The organism is Maribacter polysiphoniae (assembly GCF_003148665.1).
In the GTDB taxonomy this organism is placed as follows: Bacteria; Bacteroidota; Bacteroidia; order Flavobacteriales; family Flavobacteriaceae; genus Maribacter_A; species Maribacter_A polysiphoniae.
In genome coordinates this window covers 134,559-152,657 of record NZ_QGGQ01000004.1, presented here as the reverse complement: position 1 = coordinate 152,657, position 18,099 = coordinate 134,559, and the positions used below count along the sequence as shown (strand labels likewise).

At 41.8% G+C, this 18,099-nt stretch carries 16 protein-coding genes; 12 read left to right on the top strand and 4 right to left on the bottom strand.

The window, feature by feature from the left end; all coding sequences use genetic code 11:
• The first annotated feature begins 18 nt into the window (after positions 1-18).
• A complete protein-coding gene (locus tag LX92_RS10410) occupies positions 19-3,147 on the top strand; it encodes a VPS10 domain-containing protein (protein WP_109650243.1) in 3,129 nt (1,042 codons plus the stop codon).
• Between the two features lie 49 nt (positions 3,148-3,196).
• Here LX92_RS10410 and LX92_RS10405 read toward each other — a convergent pair whose 3' ends face one another.
• Positions 3,197-4,648 (bottom strand): aldo/keto reductase, encoded by a 1,452-nt coding sequence (locus LX92_RS10405; RefSeq protein ID WP_109650242.1) that lies wholly within the window; start codon positions 4,646-4,648, stop codon positions 3,197-3,199.
• Between the two features lie 3 nt (positions 4,649-4,651).
• Complete coding sequence (locus LX92_RS10400; protein WP_109650780.1) at positions 4,652-6,136, bottom strand: APC family permease; 1,485 nt, start codon at positions 6,134-6,136, stop codon at positions 4,652-4,654.
• 139 nt (positions 6,137-6,275) lie between these two features.
• On the opposite strand from LX92_RS10400, the gene LX92_RS10395 reads away from it, so the two are divergent.
• Both LX92_RS10395 and LX92_RS10390 read left to right on the top strand, forming a co-directional pair.
• On the top strand, positions 6,276-7,511 hold the full coding sequence (locus LX92_RS10395) for a cation:proton antiporter (protein WP_109650241.1): 1,236 nt from the start codon (positions 6,276-6,278) through the stop codon (positions 7,509-7,511).
• Positions 7,511-7,825, top strand: a complete 315-nt coding sequence (locus tag LX92_RS10390; RefSeq protein WP_109650240.1) for a hypothetical protein — start codon at positions 7,511-7,513, stop codon at positions 7,823-7,825. Before LX92_RS10395 ends, LX92_RS10390 begins: the two co-directional genes overlap by 1 nt.
• Here the strand turns inward: LX92_RS10390 and LX92_RS10385 are convergent.
• Both LX92_RS10385 and LX92_RS10380 read right to left on the bottom strand, forming a co-directional pair.
• Positions 7,815-8,726: a metallophosphatase gene (locus LX92_RS10385; protein WP_109650777.1), complete on the bottom strand. Its 912-nt coding sequence runs from the start codon at positions 8,724-8,726 to the stop codon at positions 7,815-7,817. The two genes, LX92_RS10390 and LX92_RS10385, sit on opposite strands and share 11 nt — an antisense overlap.
• Before the next feature lies 1 nt (position 8,727).
• Complete coding sequence (locus LX92_RS10380; RefSeq protein ID WP_109650239.1) at positions 8,728-9,492, bottom strand: 5'-nucleotidase C-terminal domain-containing protein; 765 nt, start codon at positions 9,490-9,492, stop codon at positions 8,728-8,730.
• Positions 9,493-9,560: 68 nt separating this feature from the next.
• Here LX92_RS10380 and LX92_RS10375 point away from each other — a divergent pair, with 68 nt between their 5' ends.
• The 9 genes from LX92_RS10375 (at position 9,561) to LX92_RS10335 (ending at position 18,089) form a co-directional block, all read left to right on the top strand.
• On the top strand, positions 9,561-10,097 hold the full coding sequence (locus LX92_RS10375) for a DUF6913 domain-containing protein (protein ID WP_109650238.1): 537 nt from the start codon (positions 9,561-9,563) through the stop codon (positions 10,095-10,097).
• A complete protein-coding gene (dapA, locus tag LX92_RS10370) occupies positions 10,097-10,987 on the top strand; it encodes a 4-hydroxy-tetrahydrodipicolinate synthase (RefSeq protein ID WP_109650775.1) in 891 nt (296 codons plus the stop codon). Before LX92_RS10375 ends, dapA begins: the two co-directional genes overlap by 1 nt.
• A gap of 118 nt (positions 10,988-11,105) precedes the next feature.
• On the top strand, positions 11,106-11,948 hold the full coding sequence (locus tag LX92_RS10365; RefSeq protein WP_109650237.1) for an outer membrane protein assembly factor BamD: 843 nt from the start codon (positions 11,106-11,108) through the stop codon (positions 11,946-11,948).
• A gap of 12 nt (positions 11,949-11,960) precedes the next feature.
• Entirely contained in the window at positions 11,961-12,296 is a 336-nt protein-coding gene (locus LX92_RS10360; RefSeq protein WP_190263539.1) for a DNA-directed RNA polymerase subunit omega, read from the top strand.
• A 1-nt stretch (position 12,297) separates the two neighbouring features.
• Positions 12,298-13,503, top strand: coding sequence for a bifunctional phosphopantothenoylcysteine decarboxylase/phosphopantothenate--cysteine ligase CoaBC (gene coaBC / locus LX92_RS10355; protein ID WP_109650235.1), 1,206 nt, complete (start codon positions 12,298-12,300; stop codon positions 13,501-13,503).
• Entirely contained in the window at positions 13,496-14,383 is an 888-nt protein-coding gene (porD, locus tag LX92_RS10350) for a type IX secretion system protein PorD (RefSeq protein ID WP_109650234.1), read from the top strand. The genes coaBC and porD overlap by 8 nt, the downstream gene beginning before the upstream one ends.
• Positions 14,384-14,441: 58 nt before the next feature.
• The gene (gene recN, locus LX92_RS10345; RefSeq protein ID WP_109650233.1) at positions 14,442-16,094 is read left to right on the top strand and encodes a DNA repair protein RecN; all 1,653 of its coding nucleotides are present in this window, start codon (positions 14,442-14,444) and stop codon (positions 16,092-16,094) included.
• A gap of 87 nt (positions 16,095-16,181) precedes the next feature.
• Entirely contained in the window at positions 16,182-16,991 is an 810-nt protein-coding gene (locus LX92_RS10340; RefSeq protein WP_109650232.1) for an enoyl-ACP reductase FabI, read from the top strand.
• 96 nt (positions 16,992-17,087) lie between these two features.
• On the top strand, positions 17,088-18,089 hold the full coding sequence (locus tag LX92_RS10335) for a glycosyltransferase (RefSeq protein WP_109650773.1): 1,002 nt from the start codon (positions 17,088-17,090) through the stop codon (positions 18,087-18,089).
• Positions 18,090-18,099 lie beyond the last annotated feature (10 nt).

Genomic DNA, 18,099 nt, shown 5'->3' with positions numbered 1-18,099 from the left:
GACAGTAAAACTTTTTCTATGCATAAACGAACAAGAACTTTTTTAGCATTAGTGTTGATTTTCAACGCAAGTGTATTGCTGGCACAAACCTTGGATTTTGATTATCTCAAAAACCTGAATATCCGAAATGTTGGTCCTGCCAACATGAGCGGACGTATTACGGCCATCGACGTGGTCAATGATAATCCGAAGACGGTATATGTTGGGGCTGCCTCGGGAGGGGTTTGGAAATCTGAAAATGGTGGTAGTGCTTGGAAACCGGTATTTGACGACCAACCCACCCAAAATATTGGCGCTTTGGCCATTCAGCAGGATAATCCTGATGTTATATGGGTAGGAACAGGGGAGGGTAATCCCCGAAATTCCATGAATTTAGGTCTCGGGGTGTTCAAAAGCACCGATGGCGGTAAAACATGGGAGCACATGGGATTATCCGATACGAAGACCATACATCGTATTGTAGTGGATCCTAGGGATGGCAATACGGTTTTTGTTGGGGCGATGGGCGATCCCTTTAGTCCAAACGAACATAGGGGGTTATACAAGACCATAGATGGGGGAAAGACATGGCGAAAAATATTATATACGAATACCGAGTCTGGGATAGCCGATTTGGTAATGGACCCCATTAACCCCGACAAAATGTTCGCTGCGGTATACGAGCATCGAAGAACCCCATACTATTTTACTTCGGGGGGATCGGGGTCTGGCTTGTACTTGACCCTTGACGGGGGTGGTAGTTGGAAAAAAATAGGGGAAAAACAAGGGCTTCCTTCTGGGGATTTAGGCCGTATAGGTATGGCTATTGCACTTAGTGATCCTAATCGGGTATATGCAAAGGTTGAAGCCGCTAAAAATGCATTGTACCGTAGTGATGATGGGGGGAGTTCATGGTATGTGATCAATGAGGACCCGAAGTTTACGAACAACCGTCCGTTTTATTTTCAGGAATTGGCGGTAGACACGAAAGATCCCGATCGATTATATAATATCTATCAGCCTTTAACGGTCAGTTATGACGGCGGTAAGACCTTTGATCCGACACCCATGATCCCCGCTGACGAGACCAAAGGTATCCATGCCGATTTTCACGCTTTTTGGGTGAACCCAAAAGACCCAGAACATTTTATCATTGGTGGTGATGGTGGACTAGGGATAACCTATGACCACGGTAAAAGCTGGTATTTTCCGGAGTCTATTCCCGTGGCACAATTTTATCATATAGCGGTTGATCATGACCGTCCTTTCAATGTTTACGGTGGTATGCAGGATAATGGTAATTGGTCAGGACCGGGCTATACATGGAAAAGAGGGGGCATTCGAACCTTGTATTGGCAATATTTGGTAGGGGGTGATGGCTTTGATATTTCACCAGATCTTGAAAACTCCCGTTTTGGCTATGGGTCTTCCCAAAACGGAAATCTCTATAGGTACGACAAGTTAACAGGGTATTATGTAAGTATCCAACCACCGGCACCCGATACGGAAACCAGTTTGCGTTTTAATTGGAATGCCGCATTTGCACGGGACCCTTGGGATAGCAATAAAGCCTATTATGGCTCACAGTTCGTGCACGTAACCAAGGATAAGGGGGCTTCATGGGAAATCATATCCCCAGATTTGTCGACCAATAACCCAGAACATCAAAAGGGGGATTATGGTGGACTGACTTTGGATGTTTCGGGAGCCGAACAATACAATAGTATTCTTGATATTGCCCCAAGCCCGTTGGATAAGGACGTTATTTGGGTAGGAACCGATGACGGACAAGTACAACTGACCAAAAATGGAGGTGCCAGCTGGAAGAATTTGACCAAAAACGTAAAGGGATTGCCTAAGGAAGCATGGATTGCCCAAATAAAGGCATCACGTTATCATGCGGGTACCGCTTGGCTGGTTGCCAATAATTACAGAAAAGGGGATTATTCCCCTTACCTTTTCAAAACCAATGATTTTGGAAAGACATGGGAGCGCCTAGCGAATGGGGGGACCGTAAAAGGATATGCACTTAGTGTGGTTCAGGACCCCGTTGAGTCCGAATTGGTTTTTTTAGGTACGGAAAATGGTTTGTGGGTCAGTATTGATGAAGGAAGGAATTGGACGCAATTTAAAAATGGATTCCCTTCGGTATCTACCATGGACTTGACCATACAAGAACCTGAATCGGCCTTGGTAGTTGGTACTTTCGGTCGTGCCATTTGGGTTTTGGATGATTTGTTGAGCCTACGGGAAATAGCAGCCAATAGAATCAAAAATACCATTACCGCTTTGCCCGTAAACGATGCAGTACAGGTAAAGGGACTCTTTATTAATCCGCCAGGAAATATATGGAGCGGTTTTCATACGACCTTCGAAGGGGAGAATAAGGTTTTTCAAAAGACAAAAATACCATACTATCTCAAGGCCCTGAAAGATTCATCGGTCATGGTAACAGCAACGATATATAATGATAATAATGAAAGGATAAGGACTGTCGAAGGGGATTCCCTTGTAAAGGGATTGAATTATTTGATCTGGGATTTGGATGAAGAATCTGCGGACCTACCAGGTTCTTCCCGTAATGCGCAAAAGATTTCGGTCTTACCAGGGACCTATAAAGTTCTTGTCGATTATGGAGGTATAAAGGATTCAACGCAGGTGAGGGTCATTGCCGACCCACGATTTGACCTGGATCCGAAGATCGATGAAGAACGTTATTCGTTTAAAAAGGCATTGGATACCCAAGTAAGGGAATTGGGGCGTGGTTTGGAAGCCATAGACAAAACAATGAACATTGTAGGGAAATTGAAAAAACAACTTCAAGACAGCACATCGATCCATACCCCGGACCTAGCTAAAAAAATACAGGAAATGGAAAATGCCTTGGAAGGACTTCGTGCCAAAGGGCAAACACCACGGCCCAAACGACAGGTAGGAGCATGGCAAACTTTGGAGATAACCCCTTATTCAAGGCTTGGGAATCTATTAAGGGTTGCCAGTGCAAGGACCGCTCCCTTATCGTCCCAGCACAGGAAACTGCTTGGGGATTTGAAAGTAATGATAGCCCATTATACGAATGAGGTGGATGATTTTATGGGGGATCAATGGATGTCGTTCACCAAGGAAATCAAGCAAAGTGATTTAAAATGGTCGGATGAATGGGATTGACCCATAATCACCAAAGACGATTGACAACCCTAGGATACTGGTTATTCGTTTAGGCTGGAGTTACGGCTTCAGCCTCAATTTCGACCAAATAACCTTCGCCGACCAATCGGGCCTCAACCAAGGTATTAGCGGGATTGATTCCCGCAAATCGTTCTCCATGGGCACGGGCAACCACTTCCCAGTCCTTTAAATCGTTTACGAAAATTCGGGTTCGGACAACATCGGCCAGGCTACCGCCCAAACTCTCAATGGCAGCTTCGATCTTGTCAATGACAAAGTGGGTCTGGGCTGCGGCATCCGTTCCACCGATCATTTCCTCACCATGGGTGGCTGTTGTGCCGGAAACATGTATGCGATTGCCATCCTTTACGGCACGGCAATATCCAGCAAATTCCTCCCAAACGGTTCCACTAAAGACTTGCTCCCTATTCGTTCTTGATTTTATGGGGGTAAACGTTTGTGGGATAGTCTTAAGGTGATGGCTTAAATCCCCAGAGGCAGTTAAGAAAGGAGGTTTACGGTATTCATCCCCACAATCGCCATGAATCGGTTTAAGCATGTTTTGCGCTCCCTTGATGGCCTCAATATCAATCGTGTCCAGGTCAATGGATAAAATCTTCTTATTGTCGGTAATATGCTCACTGGCCCCTAGGCGGGCACCAATGATAACGCCGGCTACAGCATCGTTCTCAAGAATACACCGACTTGCAATGTTCGCTATGGATACGCCGTGTTTGTCGGCAACCTTCCTTAGGACGCTTAAAAGGTTTTGATAGGGTTCCCAACCGCCAGAGGCATCAATGAAACGTTTATATTTCATTTGCGACCAGGTTTTCAATTCATCCTGTGTGGGTTCTTTGGCACCTAACCATCTATCCGTCAAGAAACCACCTGCCAATGTTCCAAAGGCCAGGATTTTAACACCATATTTTTTACATACATCAAGCATTTTACCATTGGCCCGTTGATCGATTACCGAATGGCATACCTGATTGCTCACAATGGGGATTCCACTGGCCAATGCGATGCGCAAATGGGCTGAATCAAAATTAGTGACACCCAAATGTTTGATCAGTCCTTCCTCTTGTAATTCCTTGAGGTAAAACAGGCCATCCAACCAACTGGGGTCTGGATAATGCCAGGCATGGAATTGCATTAGGTCCACAGAATCCTGTTGCATGCGTGTAAGCGCCAGTTCTATAGCCTTTCTTACTTCGGATCTGTTTATTTTTCCCGGTTCTGGTACCCATTTGGTAAATAAGCGTATCTGATTTCCATGTTCGTAATTGTTTTTAAATGTACCGGCGATGATCTCACTTGAGCCATAGTGATCGGCCATATCGAAAGAGGTAAATCCTTCTAACGCATAGGCCTCCATGAATTTTGAGGTTGTTTTTGGGTCTAATGTACTGCCATCCCTTTCCATATCGGCGATTTGCCATAGGCCTGTAACAATACGGGAAATTTCAAGTCCGGGGGCTAAAGTGGTAGTCATCTTCATTCGTTATTCTTTTGGAAGTTTTTTAAACCGTTTTGATATATCCACACCTTTGTTCTTATGCTGTTGCCATTTATAGGCAAATAATATACTTGCCAATCCCATTACAATAAGCCAAATGGGTGTAGAGTGAAAATACCAGTCACTTACGTCTGATGTGAGATCCTTATACGTGTGTATACCTAAAAAAGCCAATAGCAGGATAGTGCCAAACCCACCAATAAAGAGTTGTGTCTTTCTATTCTTGATGATTTTGATTTCCTGGGTCAATTCAGGATTTCTACTGCCAATTGTTAGTAAGGTAATGCACATCAATAAAAAATTGACCATCATGGAGGTGACCATAATGTCGATGCCAAGGAAGAAATCACCCGCAAAATGGGAACCTAGGACACCTACACTGGCCATTAATCCGGCTACGATAAGTGCATAATGGGGGGTATGTCGTTTTGGATGTACTTTTGATATCATCTCAGGGAAAATCCCGTCTTTGGCCCAAGCGAACATCAATCGGGAAACGGATAATAACATGGCAGGAAGGTCATTGATCAAGGCTAGCGCTGCTCCAACGAGAATAATCACCCCCAAACCAGCAGGAAGTACATAACTCAATAATCCTGGCGCGGTGATATCCTTAACGAGGGCTTCTTGGGCAACAAAACTCCATGGAACGGTATGATAGACCGCTGCGGCAAACAGGAAATAAAAAGTACCCACCCCAAGGATGGCAATTAGAATAGCCTTTGGTAAGGATTTGGTAGGATTTTTTGCCTCCCCACCAGCCTGTGCGATGGAATCGAAACCGATAAAACTGGAGAATAGCAAAGCGGCGGCAGATAGAAAAACCCTCCAGTCAAAATCTATACGCGTAGTTGGGGAAAAATCCCTTCCTTCCTTCGTTTTTAAGGCCATCAAAAAATCGTTTGAATCAAAACTGAAGCCTGCGACAATAACTATGGCTCCCAAGGCAAACATGAGGAACATCATGGGTAGTAAGGCCCTTTCGTAAGATTTAGCCCCTTTTATATTTATCCATACAAACGTCCAGATAAGGGATAGGGCAAGGCAGACACGTATCCAACCCACTTCGAGTGCAGTTGAAAGCCCATCCCAGCCTAGACCTAATGTAACATCCCTAATGAAGGGTATGGTGACATAGGCAATAACCCCTATGACTATGGAAAGACCGAACCATTGGGAAAAACTCGCCACGAAACCCAAGTAGGGATTCAATCCTCGGCTGGCATAGATATAACTACCCCCGGCACGAGGCATCGCGGATGCCAAAATAGCATAAGCAAAGGCAGCAAATAAGGCGGGAATGGCAGCAAAGGCAAAGGCAGGAAGCACATATGGGCCAATCCCGGGAACATTTCGTTGAATCATAAAAGGCACCACATTGATCGAGGCACCCAACATAGAACATACTCCAGTTGCCGTAAGGGCCAATAACCCCATTTGGCGTGTTAGTTTGGTCGGTTTTTTATCCATTCGTTCGCCAATGTACAAAATAGCGGGATAAAGAAAATACCCAACAATCAAAAAAAGATGTTTTTCCGAAGTAGTATGGTGTTGTGTTAAACAATAAATGCGCTTACATTTGGGGAAAATGTCCAAACAAATTCAATAGATGAACTTTTTTTTAATTACCACTATATTGGTTTTTCTTTCCGCGGCCTTTGGTTTTATCAATGTGCGCTTTTTAAAATTGCCCAACACCATTGGTTTAATGGTGATTACCATATTTTTCACGTTGGGTGTATTTGCCTTGAGTTACTTTGATGATACCTTGTTGAATGCGGAAAAGTACATTATTACCCAGGTCGACTTTAAGACGTTACTGCTGGATGTTATGTTGAGTTTTTTGCTTTTTGCAGGTGCTTTGCACACGAATTTTCAGCAATTGCATGTACAACGTTGGCCAATTTTTGTGTTTTCGACACTCGGTGTGCTTGTTTCTACATTTCTAGTGGGCACGGGAACCTATTATTTACTCCTGTTGTTCAATTTGAATATTGATTATGTGTACTGTCTCTTGTTCGGGGCATTGATTTCCCCTACAGATCCGATTGCGGTATTGGGGATTTTAAAACAGGCAGGGGCTCCCAAAAAATTGGAAACGAAAATCGTAGGCGAGTCCTTGTTCAATGACGGGGTTGGGGTAGTGGTCTTTTTGACCATATTCCAGTTTGCTTCTTCTGGTAGCGCTACCGTATCCGCGTTGGATGTTTTGGAACTTTTTGGGGTTGAGGTAATAGGAGGGATTGTCTTTGGATTGCTTTTAGGATGGGTAACCTACCGATTGATGAAATCAATAGATGATTACGATATTGAAGTCATCATTACCTTGGCTACCGTTATGGTGGGAACGGTAATTGCACAAAAATTGCATCTTTCCGCTCCTTTGGCGATGGTAACCGCGGGTTTGATGGTTGGTAACGATACCATACGCGATAGTGCCATGTCCGAGATTACCGAGACGTATGTAGATAAGTTTTGGGAGTTGATAGATATCCTTTTAAACACCGTACTGTTTGTGTTGATTGGAATGGAAATGTTGGTCTTGGCTTTTCAACTCGATTATGTGATAGCAGGATTATTGGCAATACCCATCATTCTTATTTGTAGGTATTTATCGCTTTTACTCCCGATTACCTTTTTTAAGAAAAAGCTCGATTTTGTACCCAATACCAATTTGATAATGACCTGGGGAGGATTAAGGGGCGGTATTTCAATAGCGTTGGCTTTGGGGCTCACTCAGGATATGCACCGAGATCTTTTCTTGGTAATTACCTATGTGGTCGTGGTATTCTCCATCATTGTTCAGGGATTGACAGTTGGTAAATTGATTAAAAGACTATCATAATGGAACCTCTTGATTACAATGGGTTTTTGAAGACCTTGGCGGAGGAAAATCCTTCGGAAAAATGGCCTGCATCCATACAGTCGCTTTGGTTCGATGCCCAGGGGAATTGGGAGGCGTCCCACAATATTGCCCAGGATATCCATGATAATACGGGTAGTTGGATACATGCCTATTTGCATCGAAAAGAGGGTGATGATTGGAATGCAGGCTACTGGTATGGCAAGGCGGGTAGGCCATTCCCCAAAATATCCTTGGGTGAGGAATTCAAGCAACTGGTCCTGTTTGTTCTGGAAACGGATTTCCCTAAACAATGATACTTACGCCGTCAGCTTTTGCATTGTTGGCATTGTCAAGGTAAAAGTCGATCCTTCCTAAGTTAATTCCAAAACAACCCACTTGATTCACGAGGATATTGTTGCCTTGGGCATTTTTCGCCACCGTGGGTTTATCGAGAAACGTATGGGTATGGCCTCCTATGATGAGGTCGGTATATTTCGTTTTTGCCGCAAGTTTTAAATCGTCTGGTTTTTGGTCACTTTTATAATGGTACCCCAGGTGTGAAAGGCAAATGATCAAATCGCATTTCTCATCAATCTTCAATCGGGTCTCCATATCGGTCGCGATTTCAAAAGGATTTAAATATTGGGTCTCTTTATAAAGTTTCTTGGTCACCAAGCCGTCAAGTTCAATACCCAGTCCGTATATTCCGATTTTAACGCCGTTGACCATATAGGTGTTGTAGGGCTTCACATAACCATTCATCACGGTATTGCTAAAATCATAATTGGCCGATAGCAATTCAAAGGTCGCATTGGGCAATTGGGCAAATAGTCCGTCTATACCATTGTCGTAATCATGGTTGCCAATGGTTGCAGCATCGTATTTGAGCTTGCTCATTAATTTGAACTCCAGTTCACCACCATAAAAGTTGAAATAGGGGGTGCCTTGGAAAATATCGCCGGCATCAAGCAACAATGTGTTCGGATTTTCCTTTCGGATCGACTCCACTAAAGTGGCCCTACGGGCAACTCCACCTAAATTGGGGTAGGTGGTATGGCTTTTGGGGAATGTATCGATATGGCTATGCACATCATTTGTGTGCAGTATGGTGATATGTTTTTTTGTCTCCCCCAGACAGGAGTTTAAGGAAAGTCCTCCCAATCCAACAAAAGCGGTACTAGCAGAAGTCTTGGTTATAAATTTTCTTCTATCCATATTATTTTTCCATATAAAATCGGTCATCAATAACAGGGGCAAGGGTGTCGACTTTTTTGAAATAGTCGATCATGGCATTTCGGATCAAATAGTCCGTATCTGTAATCGATGTGTTGTTTTTAAAGAAGTCCATGTGATCACCACCGGTAATTAAATAATCGGAGGTAGCGACGTAATACGTTTGTTCGGGATCTATGGGCTTCCCTTGTATTAAGGCTTTTTTTAGTTTTCTGTTTTTATCAAGAACAACCTGCATGCCGGAAATGGGATGTGCCCTGCCGGATTGAATTAAATAAGTGACCATATCATTTATATATTCGCCCTTGATAGCGGCAACTTTGATGGTATTTTCAAAAGGCATTACCTCAAAAGCGTTCCTTGCAGTAACTTTCCCTTTGGAGATTATGGATCGAATTCCTCCGTGGTTGAGCAAAACAATGTCTATATCCTTTCCGGTACGCGATTTGAATATGGGGTTGGCCTGTATCCATACAATGTCCGCCATTAAATTGCCCGCTGTTGTATTGAATTCCCCATCTTCCTTGGATATGGATTTAGGGGCGTAGGCCAAGGTGCTATCCAATACTTCATTGATGCGGTTTCGATAAGGTGTGATAAATTCCTCAATACCTTCTGTTTTTGTGAAGGTACTGTCTATGGCTATTTGTTTTCCTTCGATTTTGACAAGCCTTGAACTTTCCTGTTTACAGGAAACAAACCCTAGTAAAGTTATAAATATAACAAAATGTTTTATTTTTAAAATCATTATTGTTTTTATCTTAGCCCCATTAATATGAGTGTTTATTATTTACATTTGTGTAAATGTAAATGTACATGTTTTTAAAAGGAATAAGGGAAAAATTCAAGCACAAATCCGGCATAAAATTTTTAAAGGAGAGGCTATCCAAAACTCCACAATCATTAGACAGGTCCCATGGAATAACATCTATTGGTTGTATAGTGGATTTGGATCACTTTGAAAAACCAGAGCTTTTTTTTGAGTTTGTTGATGAGTTTGATTTAAGGCCCAATGCAGTTAAGATTATTGGTTATAAGAGTTATTATGATAATAATTCGCCCTATTCTACGCCTGTTTTTTCAGACAAGGATTTAGGATGGAAAGGGGAGATTGAAAATAGTTATGCTTTGGAGTTCTTAAGTAGGGATTATGATTTATTGGTCAATTATTATAATGAGGAAAAATTATTGTTACAATTGATGACCGTAAAGACAAATGCCAGGATTAAGGTTGGTTTTCAGGAAGTAGATCGGGATTTGAATGATCTGATATTGGGGACCCCTTTTAAGGATTTTAAAATGTTTAAACTAGAACTCAAGAAATATCTTAGGGTTCTGAATGAAATTGAATGATGGATAAATTGATGGGAACGGGAGTTGCTTTAGTCACCCCATTTAAGAATGACTTTTCGGTAGATACGGAGGCATTGGCCAATATCGTGGAGCATTGTATTGAAGGTGGTATAGATTATTTGGTGGCCTTAGGGACGACGGCTGAAACAGCAACCCTTACCCCAGCGGAAAAACAGTTGGTGGTAAATACCATTGTTCACGCCAATGCCGGTCGGTTGCCTTTGGTTATTGGTATAGGGGGCAATAACACCAGCGCCGTTATCGAATCCATCAAACAACAGGATTTGGGTGGTTTTGATGCTATACTATCGGTATCCCCGTATTACAATAAACCCACACAGGAAGGTATATACCAACATTTTAAGGCGATAGCGGAAAATTCACCATTGCCATTGATTGTTTATAACGTACCAGGTAGGACAGGTAGTAACATACTTCCTGCAACGGTACTTCGGCTTGCCAATGATTTTGATAATATTATTGCGATAAAGGAAGCTTCCGGGGACATGGCCCAGGTAATGGAAATTATTAAGGATAAACCCAAGGACTTCATGGTTATCTCGGGTGATGATATGACTGCCCTTTCTACGGTTTTGGCAGGTGGTTCTGGGGTAATTTCAGTTTTGGCACAAGGAGTTCCCAACGATTTTTCCAAGATGATATCCTTGGGTCTTCAGGCCAAGGTGAAGCAGGCATTTGATTTGCAATATGCCGTACAGGATGGGATAGGACTTATTTTTGAGGAGGGGAATCCAGCGGGAATCAAGGCTGTTTTTGAAACATTGGGGTTGGCGACGGGAATAGTGAGACTTCCGCTCGTGTCAGCAACAGAGGGACTTAAGCGAAAAATAAGTCAATTCATGAAGCCTTTTGTGCGTCTGCACGCATAAAGTTCATTTATTGAACGTTAAATCTAAGCCAATTAAGACCGATTAGTGCTTTTTGCAAACTATTTTAGTGGCATAAAATTTGTTTTTTAATTCCATTGAGAATCCCTAATTTTGCAAAATGTTTTTTAAAATGAGGAAATACTTACCTTTTCTTGGTTTGATATTGGTCATGTCATCATGTAATGAGTATCAAAAGGTACTTAAGAATGAAGATGTCAAGGCCAAATATGAACTTGCCCAAAAGTTTTATGAGGAAGGGGATTTTAAACGGGCCAACCGTCTGTTCGAACAGATAGCGCCAAAATATATAGGGAAACCCCAAGGGGAAAGGGTAATGTTCTTTTTTGCGAACACCTATTTTGAGCGAAAGGATTACAATATGGCCGGTTACCAGTTTGAGCGGTTCATCAAGTCCTATCCAAAGAGTGAAAAAGTGGCCCAGGCTTCATTTTTAGGGGCTAAAAGTTATTATAAGCTGTCTCCAGTCTATTCCTTGGATCAAACGGATACCGATAAGGCCTTGGTCAAATTACAGACCTTTATTAATATGTATCCTGATTCGGAATATTTTGATGAGGCGAATAAAATGGCAAAGGAGCTGACTACCAAGAAGGAGAAGAAAGCCTTTGAAATAGCGAAGCAATTCAATAAGTTAGGACATTTTGATTATTCGTTCCTGACACCTGCCATGGCTGCCTTTGATAATTTCATATCGGATTACCCCGGGTCTATCTTCAGGGAAGAGGCCTTGTATCTAAAATTCGAATCTGCCACGCAGTATGCGTTGAATAGTTTTGCAAGATGGAAGCCGGAACGATTGGCAAATGCAAAAACGGCCTATAATGTACTGAAAAAGCAATATCCGGAGACCAAGTTCGAGGAGGATGCCAATAAATTGATAAATAAAATTCAAGAGGAAATGGGAGCGCCCGTTTCCAATGAGGATAAAGAAACAAAATAAACAGCTGTAATTATGAACATGAACGATTTAAAGAACTCTAAAGCGCCCGTTTCAACGGTCACTATCAATAAAAATGAGTTCGATGAAAAAACGAACAACATATATGAGGCAATATCAATAACCGCTAAAAGAGCTGTTCAGATCAATTCTGAAATCAAAAAGGAGCTTTTGGAAAAATTGGAAGAGTTTGCCACATACAGCGATAGTTTGGAAGAGGTTTTTGAGAATAAGGAACAAATCGAAGTCTCTAAATTTTATGAAAAACTACCTAAACCACATGCCATGGCTGTTGAGGAATGGTTGATGGATAAAATATACTATAGAAATACAGACAAAGATACAGAGTAGTATGTTGGGTGGCAAGAATATCCTTTTAGGCATTACTGGAGGAATTGCTGCTTACAAGACTACCTTTCTTGTACGTTTATTGATTAAGGCTGGTGCAAATGTCAAAGTTGTTTTGACAGAAAGTGCCAGCCATTTTGTTTCCCCATTGACTTTGGCGACCCTTTCAAAGAATCCGGCGGTAACGTCCTTTGTAAAGGAAGAAGGGGCCGTGACCGATTGGAACAATCACGTGGATCTCGGACTTTGGGCCGATATCATGATTGTGGCCCCAGCGACAGCCAATACCATGTCCAAGATGGCCAATGCGGCTACGGACAATCTTCTGTTGGCCGTTTATCTGTCTGCCAAATGTCCAATCTTTTTTGCACCTGCCATGGACTTGGATATGTACAAGCATCCTGCAACAAAAGTGGCTATTGATACCTTGGTGTCCTATGGGAATATCATGATTCCGGCTACTTCGGGTGAGCTTGCAAGTGGTTTGCATGGGGAAGGACGAATGGCAGAACCAGAGGATATCATCGACTTTATCAAGGGGTATTTGCTTAAAGGGCTTCCTTTGAAAGGCAAGAAAGTAATGATTACGGCAGGTCCTACCTATGAGGCTATAGATCCCGTTCGGTTTATCGGTAACCATTCGACCGGACAAATGGGCTACGAGTTGGCTAAGGCTGCCGCCGATCTAGGGGCCAAGGTAATTTTGGTTTCCGGACCTACAAACCTATCCCTTACCCATGATTTGATTACAGTGGTTAATGTGGTTTCGGCAGATGAAATGTATAATGCCGCCCATAATCATTTTGAAGATTGTGATATAGCGATTTCCGCTGCTGCCGTGGCTGATTATAAACCGAAAACCGTGGCGGACCAAAAAATCAAAAAGAAGGAAGCGAACCTCACCTTGGAATTGGTGAAAAATAAGGATATCCTGTTGTCGTTGGGAGAAAGGAAGGCCCATCAATTTTTGGTAGGTTTTGCCCTAGAGACCGAAAATGAACTCGAAAATGCCAAGGGTAAATTAAAAAGAAAGCACTTGGATGCCATTGTTTTGAATTCATTGAATGATAAAGGTGCTGGTTTTGCCAGTAATACCAATAAAATAACCTTTTTGGATAAGAATTCACAGATTAAAGCGTTTCAATTAAAAACCAAGGCCGAAGTTGCCAAGGATATTTTAAATGAAATCATAATTCGATTGAATGCGTAATTTCCTAGTTGTCTTAATTTTTATCTTTTCCCTTGTTACGGTTTCTGCCCAGGAATTGAACTGTGTGGTGACCGTGAATTCGGACCAGGTGTCGCAAACCAACCAGCAGATCTTCGAGACCTTGGAGCGTTCATTGAATGATTTTGTCAATAAGACCAAATGGACAAATCGTATATATAAGGAAAACGAACGTGTTAACGCTCAGATGTTTATCACCATCACCGAATACGAATCCAATAGATTCAAAGGAAATATACAGATCCAATCCTCAAGACCTGTCTTCAATACCTCGTACGAAACACCAATATTCAATTATAAGGATAACCAATTCAGTTTTGAGTATATAGAATTTCAACCTTTGGTTTATAATGAAAACGTTTTTGAATCCAACTTGGTAAGTGTCACGGCCTATTATGCCTATCTTATTCTAGGGTTGGATGCGGATACTTTTTCCCTTGAAGGAGGCACGGAGTATTTTAGGAAAGCCCAGAATATTGTAACCCAAGCCCAGAGTAGTAGTTCCTTGGGTTGGAGTCAATCCACAGATCGTAGCCGTTTTGAATTGGTCGATAACCTAATGTCGAATACTTATCGGGAATACCGCGTTGCCATGTATAACTACCATCGCAAGGGAATCGATATTCTTGCCGATAATAACAGTACGGGCAAACAGGTAATAGCCGGGACTTTAAACTTGTTTGAGACGATGATCAAAAGGAGGCCAAATGCCTTTTTGATATCTACATTCTTCGACGCCAAATCAGATGAGATCCGTAATATTTTCTCTGACGGTCCCAAAGTCGATATAATTAAGCTAAAGGAAACCCTAAATAGAATTGCACCACTTTATTCCAGTACTTGGAACGAGATAAAATATTGATCTCCGTTTTTTTCAACTGAAATAAAAATTATCTTTACGCCATTCTAAATTCAAGGTTTTGCTAAGCAATCTCTCTATTAAAAATTATGCGTTGATCGATAGGCTAAATGTTTCATTTGGCCATGGATTTACTTGTATAACAGGTGAAACTGGTGCAGGTAAGTCAATCCTGTTGGGCGGACTTTCGTTGGTTTTGGGCAAACGGGCCGACCTTTCCACCTTGCGTAACAAGGAAGAAAAGTGCATTGTTGAAAGTGAGTTTGAAATTGGGAACTATGGACTTTCCTCTTTTTTTGAGGAAAATGATCTGGATTATGAGGAGAAAACCCTAATAAGAAGGGAAATTTTACCTAGCGGAAAATCAAGGGCCTTTATCAATGATACCCCGGTGACCTTGGATGTGCTTTCGAAATTGGGGAATCGCTTGATCGATGTGCACTCCCAGCATCAAACCTTGCAATTGGCCGAAAACGAATTTCAATTTAAGGTAATTGATTCCCTTGCGGATACTAAGGAATTGCGTAAAGCGTATTCCTCTCAATTGAAGGTCTATCATGATATTTCCAAGGAGTTGACCGAGTTGATTGAATTCCAGGGTAATGCCATAAAGGAGCATGAATACAACAGTTTTTTATTGAAGGAACTTCAGGAAGCCCAGCTGAAAGAAGGAATGTTGGAGGAATTGGAGGAGCAATACCAACAATTGAGCAATGTGGAAACCATTGTTGAGCAATTGGCGCAAGGCCATCATTTATTGAATGATGAACAAGTAGGTGTTTTAAACCTATTGGCAGAATTAAAACAGGTGTCAAGTAAACTTTCCGGTTTCGGGTCCGCATATGAGACCCTGGACGGCAGGATACAATCCGTTTTTATCGAAATGGATGATATTGCTTCTGAATTGGAGAACCTTTCAGAGCAAGCAGATCTAGATCCCAAATTATTGGACGAAGTCAATACGAAATTACAATTGATCTATAATTTGCAGAAAAAGCATAGCGTACAGGAAATTTCCGCATTGATTGGAATCAGGGAGGAACTTTCCGAAAAAGTGGATGCAACAGAGAATATAGAATCGACTATTGCCGACAAACAAAAGCAATTGGCTGTACAGATAGGGAAACTTGAGGGATTGGCCTCTAAAATATCGAAAAGGCGCCAAAAAATAATTCCTGAATTAAAGCAGCAACTGGAAAAGCAATTGGCTTTATTGGGAATGCCTAGTGCCCGTTTTAAAATAGAATTGGATCGGGCCAAGGATTTTAAACCCAATGGTAAGGATGAATTGTCGTTTTTGTTCGCGGCCAATAAGGGAACTGATTTTGGGGACATCAAGAAAGTTGCATCCGGAGGTGAACTTTCACGTATCATGTTGACCATAAAATCAATTATGGCGAAATATGAAAACCTTCCCACCATGATGTTCGATGAGATCGATACGGGTGTTTCCGGGGAAATCTCTAACCGAATGGGGGAGATCATGTTCGAGATGAGCAAGAGTATGCAGATTTTTTCCATTACACACCTACCACAAGTGGCTTCAAAGGGAGACCACCATTTTAAGGTGTATAAAGAAGATAAGGGTGGCGGTACATTAACGAATATGAAAGAGTTATCCCAAGAAGAAAGGGTGGTGGAGTTGGCCGAAATGTTGGGAGGAAAGGAACTTTCCGATTCCGCCTTGGCCCATGCCCGACAATTATTGAATTAACGTCTTTTTACTATCGGAAAAAGCAAACTATTTATATAACATTTTTTAAATATCTTTGGCGATATTATCAACTAAGAAAAATTGAACATGGCTTATAACTTATTAAAGGGGAAAAAAGGGATTATTTTTGGAGCGCTTGATGCAAATTCAATTGCTTGGAAAACCGCAGAAAGGGTACATGAGGAAGGTGGCACATTTGTATTGACCAATGCCCCGATTGCCATGCGTATGGGCCAAATCAATGAATTGGCGGAAAAAACAGGATCCCAAATCATACCAGCCGATGCGACCAGCACGGAAGATTTGGACAAATTGGTGAGCCAGTCCATGGAAATATTGGGCGGTAAGATCGATTTTGTGTTACACTCCATCGGCATGTCCATCAATGTTCGAAAAGGACGGCACTATACCGATGAGAATTACGAGTTCACCCATAAGGGATGGGATGTTTCCGCATTATCTTTCCATAGGGTGATGCAAAGTTTGTTCAAGGCTGATGCCATGAACGAATGGGGTAGTATCGTGGCCTTGACCTATATGGCGGCACAACGATCTTTCCCAGACTATAATGATATGGCTGATAATAAGGCCTATTTGGAGTCTGTGGCACGAAGCTTTGGCTATTTCTTTGGAAAAGAAAAGAAAGTTAGGGTCAATACCATTTCACAATCCCCCACACCAACAACGGCAGGTCAGGGCGTAAAAGGCTTTGATGGATTTATCAGTTATGCTGAGCAAATGTCTCCATTGGGCAATGCTACTGCATTGGAATGTGCGGATTATACCTTGACATTGTTCTCCGATTTAACCAAGAAGGTGACCATGCAAAATCTTTTCCATGATGGCGGATTCTCGAATACCGGGGTAAGTCAGGAAGTTATGGAGAAATTTGTATAGTACTTTTTATTGTTCCTGTCATTGGTTTTTGTGATGGGTATTGGGCCATGATTTTTGTGCAAACAGGAGGTGCCTATAAATCTTAGAATGCTTTCTATGGATATTTTCTTTTCATTTATCATTCCTGTATACAATAGACCCAATGAAATAAGGGAGTTGTTGGCAAGTCTGACCCAACAATCCTACAAAAAACCTTTTGAGGTGGTCATTGTTGAGGATGGATCAAGTATTGATTCGGAAAGTGAAGTGGAAGTCTTTCGTTCCCAATTGGACATTTCCTATTTGAAAAAGGATAATTCGGGACCGGGGGATTCCAGGAATTACGGAATGAGACGGGCAAAAGGCAATTATTTTATTGTGTTGGATTCCGATTGTATTCTGCCCCCACAGTATTTGGAAGAGGCCAGAAAATCACTCGATAATGATTATGTGCATTGCTATGGAGGTCCCGATGCGGCACATGAATCTTTTTCAAACGTACAAAAAGCCATTAATTATGCGATGACCTCTTTGTTTACCACAGGGGGAATCCGAGGAGGGAAATCCACTGTAGATAAATTCCAGCCACGGAGTTTTAATATGGGAATATCCAAGGAGGCTTTTGAAAAAGTAGGGGGGTATGGAAAGATACATCCAGGAGAGGATCCGGATTTGACCATCCGCATTTGGAATAATGGTTATGATACAAAATTGATTCCCGATGCCTTTGTATACCATAAGCGCCGAATTGATTGGAACAAATTTTTCATACAAGTGAACAAGTTCGGGATGGTTAGGCCCATTTTAAACAAATGGCATCCGGGAACGGCCAAGATTACCTATTGGTTTCCGACTCTTTTTTGTTTGGGATTTATGGTTTCATTAATCTTATTGTTGTTTAAGATCGTCATACCTTTGGGTATTTATATTTTGTATTTTACAGTGTTGTTTATCGATTCACTGATAAAGAACAGGAATGTTCAAGTAGCGTTTCTTTCACTGATAGCGGTATGCATCCAATTCGCAGGTTATGGCCTGGGTTTTCTTAAATCGACCTTTTGGATTAACTTTAGCAAAAAGAAGCCCCAAGAGTTATTCCCAAAATTATTTTTCAATTAGAATGATCAAA

Coding starts and splice junctions, on each gene's coding strand:
- LX92_RS10410 (WP_109650243.1), top strand. CDS start 19: ATGCATAAACGAACAAGAACTTTTTTAGCATTAGTGTTGATTTTCAAC.
- LX92_RS10405 (WP_109650242.1), bottom strand. CDS start 4,648: ATGAAGATGACTACCACTTTAGCCCCCGGACTTGAAATTTCCCGTATT.
- LX92_RS10400 (WP_109650780.1), bottom strand. CDS start 6,136: ATGGATAAAAAACCGACCAAACTAACACGCCAAATGGGGTTATTGGCC.
- LX92_RS10395 (WP_109650241.1), top strand. CDS start 6,276: ATGAACTTTTTTTTAATTACCACTATATTGGTTTTTCTTTCCGCGGCC.
- LX92_RS10390 (WP_109650240.1), top strand. CDS start 7,511: ATGGAACCTCTTGATTACAATGGGTTTTTGAAGACCTTGGCGGAGGAA.
- LX92_RS10385 (WP_109650777.1), bottom strand. CDS start 8,726: ATGGATAGAAGAAAATTTATAACCAAGACTTCTGCTAGTACCGCTTTT.
- LX92_RS10380 (WP_109650239.1), bottom strand. CDS start 9,492: ATGATTTTAAAAATAAAACATTTTGTTATATTTATAACTTTACTAGGG.
- LX92_RS10375 (WP_109650238.1), top strand. CDS start 9,561: ATGTTTTTAAAAGGAATAAGGGAAAAATTCAAGCACAAATCCGGCATA.
- dapA (WP_109650775.1), top strand. CDS start 10,097: ATGGATAAATTGATGGGAACGGGAGTTGCTTTAGTCACCCCATTTAAG.
- LX92_RS10365 (WP_109650237.1), top strand. CDS start 11,106: ATGTTTTTTAAAATGAGGAAATACTTACCTTTTCTTGGTTTGATATTG.
- LX92_RS10360 (WP_190263539.1), top strand. CDS start 11,961: ATGAACATGAACGATTTAAAGAACTCTAAAGCGCCCGTTTCAACGGTC.
- coaBC (WP_109650235.1), top strand. CDS start 12,298: ATGTTGGGTGGCAAGAATATCCTTTTAGGCATTACTGGAGGAATTGCT.
- porD (WP_109650234.1), top strand. CDS start 13,496: ATGCGTAATTTCCTAGTTGTCTTAATTTTTATCTTTTCCCTTGTTACG.
- LX92_RS10340 (WP_109650232.1), top strand. CDS start 16,182: ATGGCTTATAACTTATTAAAGGGGAAAAAAGGGATTATTTTTGGAGCG.
- LX92_RS10335 (WP_109650773.1), top strand. CDS start 17,088: ATGGATATTTTCTTTTCATTTATCATTCCTGTATACAATAGACCCAAT.